Here is a 14707-nt window from a genome sequence, read left to right on the forward strand (position 1 = left end):
ACTCCATTTTATTGACTTATTTTCATATCCATTATACTATAATCAAGTAAAGAAATATTGTCTAATGGGAAGAGTAAATAAGCTGAAATTTAACAGAGAGTACATGGTCGCTGAAAATGTACAGTTTAACTTATTGAAGGTAGCCCTCATTGAACTTTAGCTGAAATTTGTCAAAACAAAGATAATAAAGTAGGTTAAAGCGTGTTTGAGCGTTAATCATAATTTTAAGTGCTTGAAATTATTATGTTAATTTCTTGAATTTAGGTGGTACCACGGTAAACCCGTCCTATTTTATAGGATGGGTTTTTATTTATTTAAGGAGGATTTTAAACATGGAAATGAACCCCAAATATAATCCAAACGAAGTTGAAGCTGGGCGTTATGACCAATGGGTCAGTAATGGCTATTTTAAAGCAGCAGAAGATCATTCAAAAGAAACATATACAATTGTTATTCCACCCCCAAACGTAACAGGTAAATTACATTTAGGTCATGCCTGGGATACAACATTACAAGACATTATAACAAGAATGAAACGTATGCAAGGGTATGACACACTATATTTACCAGGTATGGATCATGCTGGCATCGCGACACAAGCTAAAGTAGAAGCGAAACTCAAAGAAGAAGGTTTATCTCGCCATGACTTAGGTAGAGAAAAATTCCTCGAAAAAGCCTGGGACTGGAAAGAAGAGTATGCTGATTTTATCAGACAACAATGGGCAAAATTAGGTTTAGGTTTAGATTATAGTAGAGAACGCTTTACGTTAGATGAAGGACTTAGTAAAGCGGTAAAAAAAGTATTCGTCGATATGTATAATAAAGGACTCATCTATCGAGGTGAATACATTATCAACTGGGACCCAGTTGCACGTACTGCTTTATCTGATATAGAAGTCATTCATGAAGATGTTCAAGGCAAGTTCTATCATTTCAAATATCCTTACGCAGATGGCAATGGGTATATAGAAATAGCAACTACGCGCCCTGAGACAATGTTAGGTGACACTGCAATCGTGGTGAATCCGAATGATAACCGTTATAAAGATGTGATAGGTAAAACTGTAATCTTGCCTATAATTGGAAGAGAATTACCAATTCTAGCAGATGAATATGTGGATATCGATTTTGGTAGTGGTGCGATGAAAGTTACGCCATCACATGATCCAAATGACTTTGAAATTGGTAACCGTCATGATCTAGAGCGCATTACTGTTATGGATGAGTCTGGTCATATGAATGCACATGCTGGTAAATATCAAGGTATGGATAGATTTGAATGTCGTGAAGCATTAGTAAAAGATTTACAAGAACAGGATTTAGTGATTAAAATTGAAGAACATGAACACTCTGTTGGACATTCTGAACGTTCTGGTGCGGTCGTTGAACCTTATCTATCCACACAATGGTTTGTTAAAATGAAACCATTAGCAGAACAAGCGTTAAATAACCAAAAAACGGATAATAGAATTGATTTTGTACCTCAAAGATTTGAAAAAACATTTAATCGTTGGATGGAAGAAATTAGAGATTGGACGATTTCACGACAATTATGGTGGGGGCATCAAATACCTGCATGGTATCATAATGAAACAGGAGAAATTTACGTCGGTGAAACACCTCCACAAAATTCAGAAGAATGGACGCAAGATGAGGATGTATTAGACACTTGGTTCTCAAGTGCGCTTTGGCCATTTTCAACATTAGGTTGGCCTGATACTGAAAACGAAGATTTTCAACGTTATTATCCAACTAATGTACTTGTAACCGGTTATGATATTATTTTCTTTTGGGTTGCCAGAATGATATTCCAAGGACTTGAGTTTACAGGACAACGACCATTTAATGATGTGTTATTACATGGATTAGTACGTGCTGAAGATGGCCGTAAAATGAGTAAATCTTTAGGCAATGGTGTTGATCCTATGGACGTAATCGATGAGTACGGCGCAGATAGTTTAAGATATTTCTTAGCAACTGGGTCATCTCCTGGTCATGATTTACGTTATTCTACGGAAAAAGTTGAATCAATTTGGAATTTTATTAATAAAATTTGGAATGCTGCTAGATTTAGTCTGATGAATATTGGTGACAATTTCAAAGTTGAAGATGTTGACTTAACTCGTAATTTATCATTAGCAGATAAATGGATTTTAACACGCTTAAATGAAACAATAGATACAGTCACTGATTTAAGTGAACGTTATGAATTTGGAGAAGTTGGCAGAGCTTTATATAACTTTATTTGGGATGAATTCTGCGATTGGTATATAGAAATGAGTAAAATACCTATGAACGGAGAAGATGAAGATCAAAAACAAGTTACACGTTCTGTATTAACATATGTATTAGATAATACGATGAGAATGTTGCACCCATTTATGCCATTTGTAACAGAACAAATCTGGCAAAATTTACCACACGAAGGTGAAACGATTGTCAATGCAGCTTGGCCAAAATCCAATAATGAGTTAGTATTTGATGAAAGTAAAGAAACGATGCAACAACTTGTTGAAATAATTAAATCCGTAAGACAATCACGCTTAGAAGTAGATACGCCATTATCTAAAGCAATTCCAATTTTTATTCAAGCAAAAAATGAAAATATAAAAGAGACTTTATTAAATAATTCAAATTATATTGATAGATTTTGTCATCCAAGTGAGTTGATTATTAAAACAACAATAGATATCCCTGAAAAAGCAATGACATCTATTACTTCTGCTGGTGAAGTCGTATTACCATTAGAAGGCTTGATTGACATGGATAAAGAAATTACACGCTTAGAAAATGAACTCAAAAAATGGGAAAAAGAGTTAGACCGTGTTAATAAGAAACTAGCAAATGAAAACTTTGTTAATAAAGCACCTGAAAAAATTATTAATGAAGAACGTGAGAAAAAGCAAACATATCAAGAAAAATATGATGGTGTACAAGAACGCATTAATCAATTAAAAGCATAGGAGTCCTTAACATGAATTACCTAGACAGCTTATATTGGATACATGAACGAACTAAATTTGGCATTAAACCAGGTGTTAAACGCATGGAGTGGATGCTAGATAAATTAAACAATCCACAATTTAATATCAATGGTATTCATGTCGGTGGTACAAATGGTAAAGGATCAACAGTTGCCTATTTAAGGTCAGCGCTTGTTGACAATGGATATGAAATTGGGACCTTTACATCTCCTTTTATAGAAACGTTTAATGAACGTATAAGTTTAAATGGTGTACCAATTAGCGATGATGCCATTGTAGAATTAGTTCAAAAGGTAAAACCAGTAAGTGAAGCATTAGAAGCAGAAACAGAACTTGGAACAGCAACAGAATTTGAAATTATTACAACGATGATGTTTCTATATTTTGGAGAAATTCATCCAGTTGACTTTGTAATAGTAGAAGCAGGCTTGGGTATAAAAAATGATTCTACCAATGTATTTAAACCAATACTTAGCATTTTAACAAGTATTGGTTTAGATCATGTTGATATTTTAGGCGACACATATGTAGATATTGCCAAAGATAAAGGTGCAATTGTTAAACCTGAAACACCTGTTATATATGCTGTGAAGAATGAAGATGCACTTAAAGTCATTCGTGATTTTGTAGAACAACAAAATGCAGAAGGTATCGAGTTAGATAGAGATATCAGTGTGATTTCACAAGGTGAGGAATTTACATATCGCTATAAGAATTATGAACTAGAAACGCTTATTTTGGATATGTTTGGTGAACATCAAAAAGAGAATGCAGCATTGGCAATTACAGCATTAATCGAATTAAATGAATCAGGATTAGTGGAATTAGATTTTAACAAGATGATCAATGGGATTGAAGCGGTGCATTGGACAGGAAGAATTGAAAAGGTTAAAGATGATCCATTGATGATTATAGATGGTGCGCATAATTTAGAAAGTATAGAAGCACTCATAAAGACATTAAAAGATTATTATAAAATAGACAATGTGGACGTTTTGTATGCAGCTATTAATGGCAAACCTATCCACGCAATGGTTGATCAATTAAAAACAATTGCTTCTACAATGTATATTACCGATTTTGATTTTCCAAAAGCATGTACAAAAGAAGAAATTTATGATGAAATACGATTCGAGCAAAAAGAAACTGTAGATGATTTTGTTCAATTTATTGAAAACTATGAAGGACAAGGATTAGTCATTACAGGTAGTTTGTATTTCATTAGTGAAGTTAAAGCGAAAGTGAATTTCTAAATATTTTTATTTGAATATCATAAAGCTAGTTACTATTTTACAACTAAACCAAAGGTATTTATTGTTTTTGTTAAATAGTTAACTAGCTTTTTCTACAAATATTTACTATTCTTTAAAAAATGATGTTTTTGTTAAAAAGCTAGGCTCTTGCAGGTATAATAAGCAAGAGGAGGCGATTCATTGCTGTTATTGTTTGTTGTATGTCCTGTATTATTTAGTTTTCTTTACCAGTTATGTTTTGTAGAAACTTTTAAATTAAAGTATTTGGTAAGTAGATCTAAATGTGATTTCTGTAATAAGCAATTGAGGTACAGAGATATCATACCAATATTCAGTTATATTAGACTTTTTGGAAAGGCGTCGTGCTGTAATCAAACGCTTAGTAGATGTTATATCTTAGGTGAAATATTGTCAGTAGTACCAGCACTTTATACATTATTTCATCCAAGTGTACAAGCGTTAAGTACTTTCATATGTTTATATTTATTTCTGCTTGTTTTTGCTCTCTTTGATATACAAACACTTTCTATCCCATTACATATATTTTTAATATTTGCTTTTGTTAGTGCAATAATTTTTGAGGGTCATCTTAATTATTTTGTCATTGTTACATTCTTTCTACACATATTTTATTTCTTGTTCAAACATGCTATTGGATATGGCGATATATTAATTTGTTCACTTTTATCTTACTTAATACCTTATTCCATCTTTATTAACATACTCTTTCTTACTTTCTTACTAGGCAGTGTAATTTCAACGATATTAGTGCTTCAAACAAAAAAACGAAAAATTAAAATACCACTTATCCCATTTATATATCTTGCTTTTTGTATAGAGACAGTTTTATTACATTTAAGAATTTTCGAAGTAGGATTTAGATATTTATGATTAATTCAGGCAACTATAGCGATTAAAAATGCTTAAAAGAGGGTAAAATATAAAAGTAATGATTTAAAATCAATTTAAGGTTGATTTGTAACAAAACTCACCTAATATTGAAAGGAAGTTATAAATTGAGTTTAAATAAAAAGTTTCTATTAAATGATGGTACCACATTACCTCATATAGCATTAGGTACAGTTAATATTCAAGGTGGTAAAGGTGTTAAAGAATTAGAAAATGCATTAAATCTAGGTTATAGCGTCATTGATACTTCTACTAACTACAATAATGAAGGGATGTTAGGTGAAGCTATTCGTCGTTCTAGTATTCCAAGAGAAGAAATTTATGTCAGTGCCAAATTACCAGGTTCGGCTCATGAATATGATAAGGCAATTAACTTGATACAAGAATCTCTTTATAGAACAGGTTTAGATTATTTTGATAAATATCTAGTTCATTGGCCTAATCCTAAACAAGGTAAATATGTAGAAGCTTGGCAAGCATTAGTTGATGCTCAAAAATATGGATTAATAAAATCAATAGGTGTATCTAATTTTATGCCTGATCATTTAGATGACATCATTGAGGCAACAGGAGTTACTCCAGTAACTAACCAAATAGAAATTCACCCATACTTTAATAATAGTGAATTAATTGAAGAAAATGATAAGCGTGGTATTTTATCAGAAGCGTGGAGTCCATTGGGTCGTGAGATTAATGATGTGCTAATGAATGATACAATTAAAGAAATTGCTGAAAAATATCATCGTTCTACAGCACAAGTCATTATTAATTGGGTAAACCAAAAACATGTTTTTCCTGTAGTTAAAGCATCACAATATAACCATCAACGTGATAACTTTAACTATCTAGACTTTGAACTATCAGATCAAGATATTGCTAAAATTGATGCATTAGACAAAGGTGAAAATGGTCGTGTTGAAGGACAAAATCCTTATGAATACGAAGAGTTTGTATAATAGAATTTAAAGTTACATTTAAGTACTAAAATCTTTAGAAGCTTAGTATTTTAAAAATCTGTGTTTGTTAACTCCTAGAAGCGGGAAATAGAATTGATTAATTTTAGTCGATTTTATTCTCGCTTTTTAATATATTTAAATAACATAAGTATAAATCTGCTAACAGTATAGCATATGCTATTTTAATATTTAAAAATATGATAATATCAAGAAAAGGGAGGGGAACTCATAAAATGGCAGAAAAGAAATTCCCAAAAGATGCAATGCGCGTTTTAAAAGAGACAAGCCGTACGTTTTATATTCCAATTACTTTTTTAGAAAAAGAACTAAAACATTCTGTAGCTTGTGCATATTTAGTTATGCGTGCAATTGATGAAATTGAAGATCATGAAGAAATTAGTAATGATTTAAAGTATCATTTGTTAATGCAAATTAGCGATTTACTTAAAACACCTTTTGATTCAGAAAAATATTTAGAAATCATAAATCCAGTCAAAGATAAATTACCAGAGGTTACAGTAAGATTGGAAGATTGGTTGGATGCTTGCCCTGAACACACACGGTCAATCGTTAGAGAATCTTCTAGTGAAATGGCGTATGGTATGGCAAAATGGGCAAAAGCTAATTGGAGAATTAAATCTCGCGATGATTTAGATGATTATACATATTATGTGGCTGGGCTTGTAGGTGTAATGCTATCTAAACTCTGGGATGTTTGTGCAAATGTTAAAACAGATAGAGATTTAGCAATAGGCTACGGAAGAGGACTGCAGGCTGTCAACATCCTTCGTAACGAGGAAGAAGATCTTGAAGAACGTGACGTAAGCTTTGTTCCAGATGGTTGGACTCGCGCAGATTTATTTGCATATGCTGAAGAAAATTTAGCAAAAGCCGATGAATACATGAAGGCTATCAATAAAAGAACGATATTGTTGTTCTGTCGTTTACCATTAGCGTTCGCACATAAAACATTAAAAGCAATGAAAAATGGACGTGAAAAAATGACACGTGAAGAAGTTGAAAAAACAGTAGAAGAAGTTAAAAAAGAAGAGTAGTTTGATTAAAAGCATAGTTATTTTAATATGTAAGATTTACATGTTGAAACTTACTATGCTTTTTAATTATATATAAAATGTATGATTTTATTTGTCGAATTTTAACGCACTATTATGAGATATCTTTGAACAGACATTAATTTAAGGATGGATTCAGTTATGAATAGAACGACACTATTAAGTTTATTAAATTTTGTATTTTTAATAATATTTGCTTTAGCATTTTTAACTAATATATTTGGGAAACTCACAATATATTTCATCATCATACTTCCTTTAATCATACTTGGATTAGGCATTTTCATTTTAATAGATAGTTTTAGAAAATATCAGCATGATAGTAATCATTTTGATAATCATAAATTTTAATGATGCAACTGTTTCATATTGAATTAAAAATTTTTAGCTAGAAATTAACAATTATTAGATTAATGAGAAAAAAGTCTACATGAGATATCATTCGTAGTAGAATAAATACATCTCACTTTTGAAATCTTCTAAAGAATCTTATTCCAATGACATTACAAATGATTAAGTTTACCAATATTGTAATACATCTAGATTATTTCATAGGAGTTGTTATTTATTGAAAATAAATGAACTTGCAGATCATCAAAAACCAAGAGAACGTATGTTGAGTCAGGGTGCTAGGTATTTATCACATGCTGAATTATTAGCTATTCTAATTAATACAGGTAGAAAAGGTAGTTCAAGTTTAGACATAGCTAATGAATTACTAAAATCAGTAGATAATTTAAAGGAGTTAAAAGCATTATCCATTAACGATTTAAACAAAATAAAAGGTGTGGGACTGTATAAAGCACTTATATTGAAAGCAGCATTTGAATTAGGAGAGCGCATACATTCTGGCAGCGTCGATGATAAAATTCAAATCACTAGCCCTAAAGATGTGGCGGACTTTATGATGGGTCAGATGGAACACTTAAAACAAGAAAAATTTATTGTACTTTTCTTAAATTCCAAAAATATCGTTATAAAAAAGAAAACAATATTTATAGGTACGTTAAATGCTTCAATCGTACATCCAAGAGAAATATTTAGTGAAGCGATTAAATGTGCCAGTAATGCGATTATCGTTTTACATAACCATCCATCTGGTGATACATTAAACATAGTATCCTAAACTAGAGTACTCTAAGTACTCGAAGTTTAGGATTTTTTAATTACAGTGCTTTAACTATTAAATATATAAGGGTATTATTAATAGTAGTTAAAGTATTTAAAGGTGGTGGAAAGATGAAGGTTCAGAAAGTAATTGTGGAGGAAAAATCATATCCGTTATACATATTGCTAGATAAAGAATTTGAAGTGATAGAACCGGTTAAGCGATTTATAAAGTACTTGGATAATACGGGCAAAGCTCCAAATACCATTAAAACATATTGTTATCATCTCAAGCTGTTTTATGAATTTATGAGCCAAAGTAGAATCGAATTAGGAGATTTACAATTTGAGGATTTAGCAAACTTTGTAGGATGGTTAAGAAATCCAGCAGGGCATTTAAAGGTAATAGATATACAACCAAAGAAGGCTAAAAGAGAGGAAACATCAGTTAATTCCATACTTAACGCTGTAACTAGTTTCTTAGAGTATTTAAATCGCACAGAAAATTTTAAAGCTATAGATATGTCTAAAGAAGCAAGAGGAAGAAACTTTAAGGGGTTTCTTCACCATATTTCTAAAGGTAGATCCTATAAAAAAAATATTTTAAAGCTTAGGGTCAAAAAGAAACTTGTACAAGTATTAGAACATGGACAAGTCAAAGCAATAATTGAGGCATGTCATACCAAAAGAGATAAGTTACTTATTATGCTTATGTATGAAGGGGGACTTCGGATAGGAGAAGCATTATCCCTTCGTATTGAAGATATTTCAACATGGGATAACCAGATTAACATCAGGCCAAGAGATCATAATGAAAATGGAGCTTATATTAAACTTAAAAAAAAAAGAACTATTGATGTAAGTAAGGAATTAATGGCATTATATACCGATTACTTAGTACATGAATATGGGGAAGATTTAGATCATGATTATATATTTATTAATCTTAAAGATTCTTATTTTGGCCACCCTCTAAAATATCAAAGTGTATTAGACTTAATAAGAAGACTAGGAAAACGGACAGGGATTACTTTCACTGCCCATATATTACGTCATACGCATGCCACAGAGCTTATTAGAAGTGGATGGGATGCTGCATATGTACAAAAAAGATTAGGGCATGCCCATGTACAAACAACACTTGATACGTATGTTCATCTTTCTGATCAAGATATGAAGAATGAATATAAAAAGTATCTTCAAGGGAGAGAAACATGACAATGAAATTTCCAAGTGTAGCAACTAATCGAAAGCTTATCGCTAGTACAGAGATTAATAAAAAAATAGCTAATATGACAAGTGTTTTAAAAGGTTATTGGGCAGCAGATAGATGGGATATAAGAATTTGTCCGCATCCTAGTGCAATTGAGTTAAGTAAGAATCCGTCACTAAGAAATCGTTGGGTAAATTTCGATAAGGTGGAAAATGTCTGGTTGAAAACAGAATTAAAATATTTTTATTACCTTCACTTGAATAATGGAGCTTGGAATGCAAAATCCGTTTGGATTAGAAAGGGAACAGTGATAAGCCGGATGATGGGATTTTTAAATTTAAAATATCCTAATATTACATCGATAACCGAAGTGCCTATAAAAAAAGCTTTGACAGAATACCGGACCTACTTAACAGAACAAAAAGTAAAAACTACGACTACTAATTACAAACTTGATGTAAATCAGCAGAAAGTTACTGTACATGCGAATTCCTATTACGTTACTCATCTTAAGCAGTTTATGGAATTCTATGAGGACTTCTATTTTGATGGGGAAGAATGGGAAAAAGATGTTTGGAATCGAAGAAAATTATCATTACCGGAAGATAAGGTAAACCCAACATCCTACGAATATACGATCAACTTTAAGGGTTTTAAGAATAATTATTTTAAAGAAATAGTTAAGCGATATTGTAAACTAATGTTAAACACAGCTAGCTTTTCTCACGTAGTAGATATAGCTTCAAAATTAAAAGAATTTTTTAATTTCATGAACAAAAATTGTGAAGGTATACAAAGGATTCATCAATTAACTAGAAATGAAATTGAGCAATATTTTAATTATATTAATTTAAAAGGTTTAAAACCCAGTACTGTAACTGGACGAATATCTACTTTAGACGTTTTTTACTACAATTCAAAGATATGACTGGAAGGATACACCTTCTAAGATCCTTATCTTTCAAGAAGATTACCCTAAAGTGCCGAAGGCACTACCACGTTATATTGATGAACATATACTTGAACAATTAAATGGGAAATTAGATAAATTGGAACCTTATATTGCTACAATGGTTATGGTACTTCAAGAATGCGGGATGCGTATCAGTGAACTTTGTACATTGAAAAAAGGGAGCGTCATAACCGATAAAGAAGGGGATTGCTTTTTAAAGTATTATCAGTGGAAAATGAAGAAAGAGCATATCATTCCTATTTCTAAAGAAATTGCTGCATTGATATTAGTTCAAGAGCAAAGGGTGGCTGATGAACTCGATGATGGATGTGTATATGTGTTTCCCCGAAAAGATTGCTCACCATTGAAACAAGATACCTTTAGGGTTAAATTAAATGAACTAGCTTATGAAGAAAAGATAACGGACAGCAACGGAGAAATTTTTCGTTTTCATGCTCATGCCTTTCGGCATACAGTTGGCACTAGAATGATAAATAACGGAGTGCCACAACATATTGTCCAGAAGTTCTTGGGTCACGAATCACCGGAAATGACGGCAAGATATGCACATATTTTTGATGAAACCCTAAAGAAGGAATTTACGAAATTTAAGGAAACCTTAGTAACGAATAACGGTAGCATTCTGGATTTAAGTGAGGAAAATACTGAAGCTGACAATACAGATCTTCAATGGTTTAAAAAGAATATCAATGCACAGGCACTTCCTAATGGCTATTGTCGGTTACCAGTAATTGCAGGACCATGTCCTCACGCAAATGCATGTTTAGATTGTACGAATTTCTGTACAAGTAAACAATTTCTTACTGAACATGAAGAGCACTTAGAGCGAACTAAAGAAATACTAAATAGGGCTAAACAAAACCAATGGCAGCGTCAGGTTGAAACCAATGAACGTGTTAAAAATAGATTAGAACAGATTATTCATTCGTTAAAGGAGACGAATTAAAATGATTAGAAAAGGTAACACAACTGCCATAGTTCAGCTAGCTAAAGACAAGTCGGAGAAAACAAGAATTAGGGTTGAAAAGACAATTTCAGAGATGGCATTGAAAGAAGAGAAGATTAATTTTAATTCCGTTGCACAAAAAGCAAATGTTTCAAAGTCATGGCTTTACAAACAAAAAGATATTAGAACTAGAGTGGAGACATTAAGAGGGATGCAGATAAGTGAGTTAACCCCCCGTAAACCTAGTAAAAGCCCTCGTTCAGAGGACGTATTAATAAAAACCTTAAAAAGCCGTATAAAGGCGTTAGAAGAAGAGAATGAACGGTTAAAGGATCAAGTTCAAAAATTACATGGCAAGCTGTTTTAGCAGATTTGTGTTTCTTGGAATTTATTGGGCACTTTGAATTGGCTACCTAAAATGAAATCGCTAAAACCTTCAATAACTTCAATAGCCCATTTCCCTAAATGTGTTAAGGGGAAATGGGCTTTCTTCTAGTATTGTTGGCATGATCGCAGAAGTGTTTTATGCTCTTAAATAATACTTTTTAATATATTGCAAATACTCATTAGCACTTTTCTGTATCTCTTCGCCCTTCATATCCGAATTAGCACCGTAAAGTACAAACTCTGGTACATATTCAGCATGAATCTATGCACATAAAGATTTGAATGGTGTTAACATCTGGGTTAATGTATGCTTGTTTTTACCCATACTTGTAAATTCACCTTTTTTACGCCAGCTGATATAGCTAATCCTAATTTTCGATTATAAAATATTCTTTTACCCTTTGATCCGTAAGCCCATCCATATATAATCACTTCATCGATCCATTTTTTTAATAATGAAGGAGAACTATACCAATATAATGGAAATTGAAAAATAATATTATCATGATTTTCAACTAATTCCTGCTCTCTTTTTACATTCATAATAAAATCAGGATACTCTCTATAAAGATCATGAATGGTAATTTCGTTTGAATAAGACGCTGCTTTTTCTACCCAAACTTTATTGATTCGAGAATTTGGCATATCTGGGTGAGAAACGATCACCAATGTTTTCATTGTTTCATCCTTAACATACTCAACTTTCGCACCAATAAAACAGTGTACGAAAGTTGAGTTACTTAAAAGTATTCTATTCTAAGAAATTCAAATTTGCGTGATTCCTAAGCTATTTATTTACAGCTTAAACTATAGAAGATGAACTAAACAATAACTAATCTTTACATAACTAAGTTATTACCCACGCTTTTTAAACCTAATCCAGCTATTAAGGCAATGAGTATTGCCCCTGTAGCTGCAAGGAACGCATCTGAGTAGGACATAGCGTCCAATATATATAATGGATTTATCGGCTCAGTAGCATCACGTCGAGCGGATAATAATGCTCCAATCATACCTGCTCCAGTTCCTGCTCCAAGGTACAAAGCACCTTGGAAAATCCCCATTCCGACACCAACCTTGTCTGCATCGAGTGCACTTACTGCGGCGTTATTTGCGGGAGAATTCGTGAATGCAAAAGCAATCCCTACTCCGAGGACCCCCACGGAAACTAACAGAGGTGAAGCACCAGATGCATAGGTGGACAAGAATAAGGTAGACAGCCCCATCAGAGTCATCCCAGTAATTATCAGACGTTTATCCCCAAATCGATCAGAAAGACGGCCAACGAAGGGAGATAAGATTGCAACAGCCACACCACCTGGCAACAATATCATTCCAGCCTGTCCAGAAGAGAGTCCATTCACCTCAACGACTAGTAATGGGACGAACATAAGAACAGCGAAATAAGCAAACATCGAAAAAAATGCAATTATGACCGTATTGACATAATCCTTGTTATTGAACAGGACAGGTGGTACAAATGGATTTTCTGCGGTAACAATTCTCCAAATAAATCCCACCAAAGCTACAACAGAACCAATTAGGCTAGTTAACGATGAGAACGAAGAAAAACCAGAAGTTTCTCCTTGAGTGATGCCAAAAAGGAGTAATCCTACTGTGAGGCCGAGGAATAAACCACCAATGAAATCAAAGTTCTTATTGCTTCCTACGGATTCTGCCGGTTTAATTGTCGGTAACGCGTAGTAGGCACCAATAACAATCATAATGGCTAACAAAAATGTGAACCAAAACAAGGCATTCCACCCTAAATATTGACCAACTACTCCACCAAATATTGGACCAGCAGCAGTTCCAACACCAATACTTCCTGCGATAATTCCCAAAGCTCCCCCACGTTTTCCTTGTGGGAAAACCTTCGAAATTGCAATGACTGATAGAACTGGAATTGCGGACATCCCAGCACCCTGAACCATTCTTCCCAAAACCAACAATGGGAGGTTCGGGGCAATTGCACATAAAAGACTACCACTTGCCAGAATCATAATGGCAAAGATATATAGCTTTCGTAACTCAAAAAAGTCTGAGATTCGACCATAAATCGGAACTCCAATCGCAAGAACAAGTGCAATACCACTAACTATCCAACTCACTTGAGATTTCGAAGCTTCTAAATCTTTGCTTATTAGTGGAAGTACGGGATTGACTGAATCAGCCGTAATTGCACCTACAAGTACAGATAGGGAGAGTACCATCATTAAAAGCCTAGTAGAACCCCTTTTTTCAGATTGAATCATTTCTTTAGATTTACTATCCTTTTTCATTTTATTTCCTCCTAAAATATATTGTGATTTTAGGAGGCTAAATCCACTGCTTTCACCATAAACCTCACCTCATATCTATTTATATTGTAAAACCAAATCAACGAACTCACCATATTTCTACAGCATGATTAAAGATTCGGTTCTCCAAACTAACTGAACTGATCAAACAAAAAAAAGGCACCAGTTTAACAACCGGTGCCTAATCATTCGTATGCATTTTTACAAATGCAATAGATTCATAAATTTTTGCCCATTATATAAAAGGAGGCAAAAAGTTTTCCGGTAGTGTTTCCATTTTTTGTTTTTGTGAAAAAGGACATACTGATCCCGTTGTACCTAAATCCCTGAAACTTTTACATGCTTTCTAAACTCGACATTAATGAAATCAATTCCCATTACTTTTTGCCTCCTTTCTCATATTGTGATAATAACACAATAATAATTGATGAAAAAGAAATAATCAACCCTACTTTTTGAAAACCAATTTAAAGCTTTACTACTTTTACTTACATAATAAAGGCAGGTGCAGTATAAACTTTTTTAAATAGGTCTTCTTTAACGAGCAGGTAGCGTCAGTTAAAGTAGATAATTTAAGATCGAAATCATATTATAGATATTCCGAAA

Annotated in this window: 10 protein-coding genes, 2 pseudogenes and 1 other annotated feature; of the genes and pseudogenes, 10 read left to right on the plus strand and 2 right to left on the minus strand. The window is 32.9% G+C overall.

The window, feature by feature from the left end; all coding sequences use genetic code 11:
- Positions 1-51: 51 nt before the first annotated feature.
- Positions 52-292 (plus strand) — a binding site (T-box leader).
- A gap of 40 nt (positions 293-332) precedes the next feature.
- The 10 genes and pseudogenes from JG554_RS05900 (at position 333) to JG554_RS05945 (ending at position 11781) form a co-directional block, all read left to right on the plus strand.
- Positions 333-2963 (plus strand): valine--tRNA ligase, encoded by a 2631-nt coding sequence (locus JG554_RS05900; RefSeq protein WP_070039343.1) that lies wholly within the window; start codon positions 333-335, stop codon positions 2961-2963.
- A gap of 11 nt (positions 2964-2974) precedes the next feature.
- A complete protein-coding gene (locus tag JG554_RS05905) occupies positions 2975-4237 on the plus strand; it encodes a bifunctional folylpolyglutamate synthase/dihydrofolate synthase (protein ID WP_064208865.1) in 1263 nt (420 codons plus the stop codon).
- 189 nt (positions 4238-4426) lie between these two features.
- On the plus strand, positions 4427-5128 hold the full coding sequence (locus JG554_RS13350) for a prepilin peptidase (RefSeq protein ID WP_368855989.1): 702 nt from the start codon (positions 4427-4429) through the stop codon (positions 5126-5128).
- A gap of 125 nt (positions 5129-5253) precedes the next feature.
- Positions 5254-6102 (plus strand): aldo/keto reductase, encoded by an 849-nt coding sequence (locus JG554_RS05915; RefSeq protein ID WP_070039345.1) that lies wholly within the window; start codon positions 5254-5256, stop codon positions 6100-6102.
- Positions 6103-6335: 233 nt separating this feature from the next.
- Positions 6336-7157, plus strand: a complete 822-nt coding sequence (locus JG554_RS05920) for a squalene/phytoene synthase family protein (RefSeq protein WP_070039346.1) — start codon at positions 6336-6338, stop codon at positions 7155-7157.
- A gap of 159 nt (positions 7158-7316) precedes the next feature.
- The gene (locus JG554_RS05925; protein ID WP_075100080.1) at positions 7317-7526 is read left to right on the plus strand and encodes a hypothetical protein; all 210 of its coding nucleotides are present in this window, start codon (positions 7317-7319) and stop codon (positions 7524-7526) included.
- A 217-nt stretch (positions 7527-7743) separates the two neighbouring features.
- Positions 7744-8280 (plus strand): annotated as a pseudogene (gene radC, locus JG554_RS05930) (RadC family protein); the annotation flags it as partial.
- Between the two features lie 134 nt (positions 8281-8414).
- Positions 8415-9500 carry a tyrosine-type recombinase/integrase gene (locus JG554_RS05935; RefSeq protein WP_031883924.1) on the plus strand — a complete coding sequence of 362 codons (1086 nt, stop codon included), beginning with the start codon at positions 8415-8417 and terminating at the stop codon, positions 9498-9500.
- A 2-nt stretch (positions 9501-9502) separates the two neighbouring features.
- Positions 9503-11414, plus strand: a pseudogene (locus JG554_RS05940) (tyrosine-type recombinase/integrase).
- A gap of 1 nt (position 11415) precedes the next feature.
- Positions 11416-11781, plus strand: coding sequence for a DUF6262 family protein (locus JG554_RS05945; RefSeq protein WP_000619629.1), 366 nt, complete (start codon positions 11416-11418; stop codon positions 11779-11781).
- A gap of 320 nt (positions 11782-12101) precedes the next feature.
- Here the strand turns inward: JG554_RS05945 and JG554_RS05950 are convergent, their stop codons facing one another.
- Together JG554_RS05950 and fexA are read right to left on the minus strand one after the other, a co-directional pair.
- Positions 12102-12479, minus strand: coding sequence for an NAD(P)H-dependent oxidoreductase (locus JG554_RS05950; RefSeq protein ID WP_238394755.1), 378 nt, complete (start codon positions 12477-12479; stop codon positions 12102-12104).
- A gap of 161 nt (positions 12480-12640) precedes the next feature.
- Complete coding sequence (gene fexA, locus JG554_RS05955; protein WP_203265389.1) at positions 12641-14083, minus strand: chloramphenicol/florfenicol efflux MFS transporter FexA; 1443 nt, start codon at positions 14081-14083, stop codon at positions 12641-12643.
- Positions 14084-14707 lie beyond the last annotated feature (624 nt).

It is taken from the genome of Staphylococcus sp. 11-B-312 (assembly GCF_016743055.1).
Lineage (GTDB): Bacteria > Bacillota > Bacilli > Staphylococcales > Staphylococcaceae > Staphylococcus > Staphylococcus ureilyticus.

Bases quoted from the DNA above. Each gene is read 5' to 3' on its own strand.
- fexA (WP_203265389.1), bottom strand. From the start codon at position 14,083: ATGAAAAAGGATAGTAAATCTAAAGAAATGATTCAATCTGAAAAAAGG.
- JG554_RS05905 (WP_064208865.1), top strand. From the start codon at position 2,975: ATGAATTACCTAGACAGCTTATATTGGATACATGAACGAACTAAATTT.
- JG554_RS05925 (WP_075100080.1), top strand. From the start codon at position 7,317: ATGAATAGAACGACACTATTAAGTTTATTAAATTTTGTATTTTTAATA.
- JG554_RS05920 (WP_070039346.1), top strand. From the start codon at position 6,336: ATGGCAGAAAAGAAATTCCCAAAAGATGCAATGCGCGTTTTAAAAGAG.
- JG554_RS05935 (WP_031883924.1), top strand. From the start codon at position 8,415: ATGAAGGTTCAGAAAGTAATTGTGGAGGAAAAATCATATCCGTTATAC.
- JG554_RS05950 (WP_238394755.1), bottom strand. From the start codon at position 12,479: ATGAAAACATTGGTGATCGTTTCTCACCCAGATATGCCAAATTCTCGA.
- JG554_RS05945 (WP_000619629.1), top strand. From the start codon at position 11,416: ATGATTAGAAAAGGTAACACAACTGCCATAGTTCAGCTAGCTAAAGAC.
- JG554_RS05900 (WP_070039343.1), top strand. From the start codon at position 333: ATGGAAATGAACCCCAAATATAATCCAAACGAAGTTGAAGCTGGGCGT.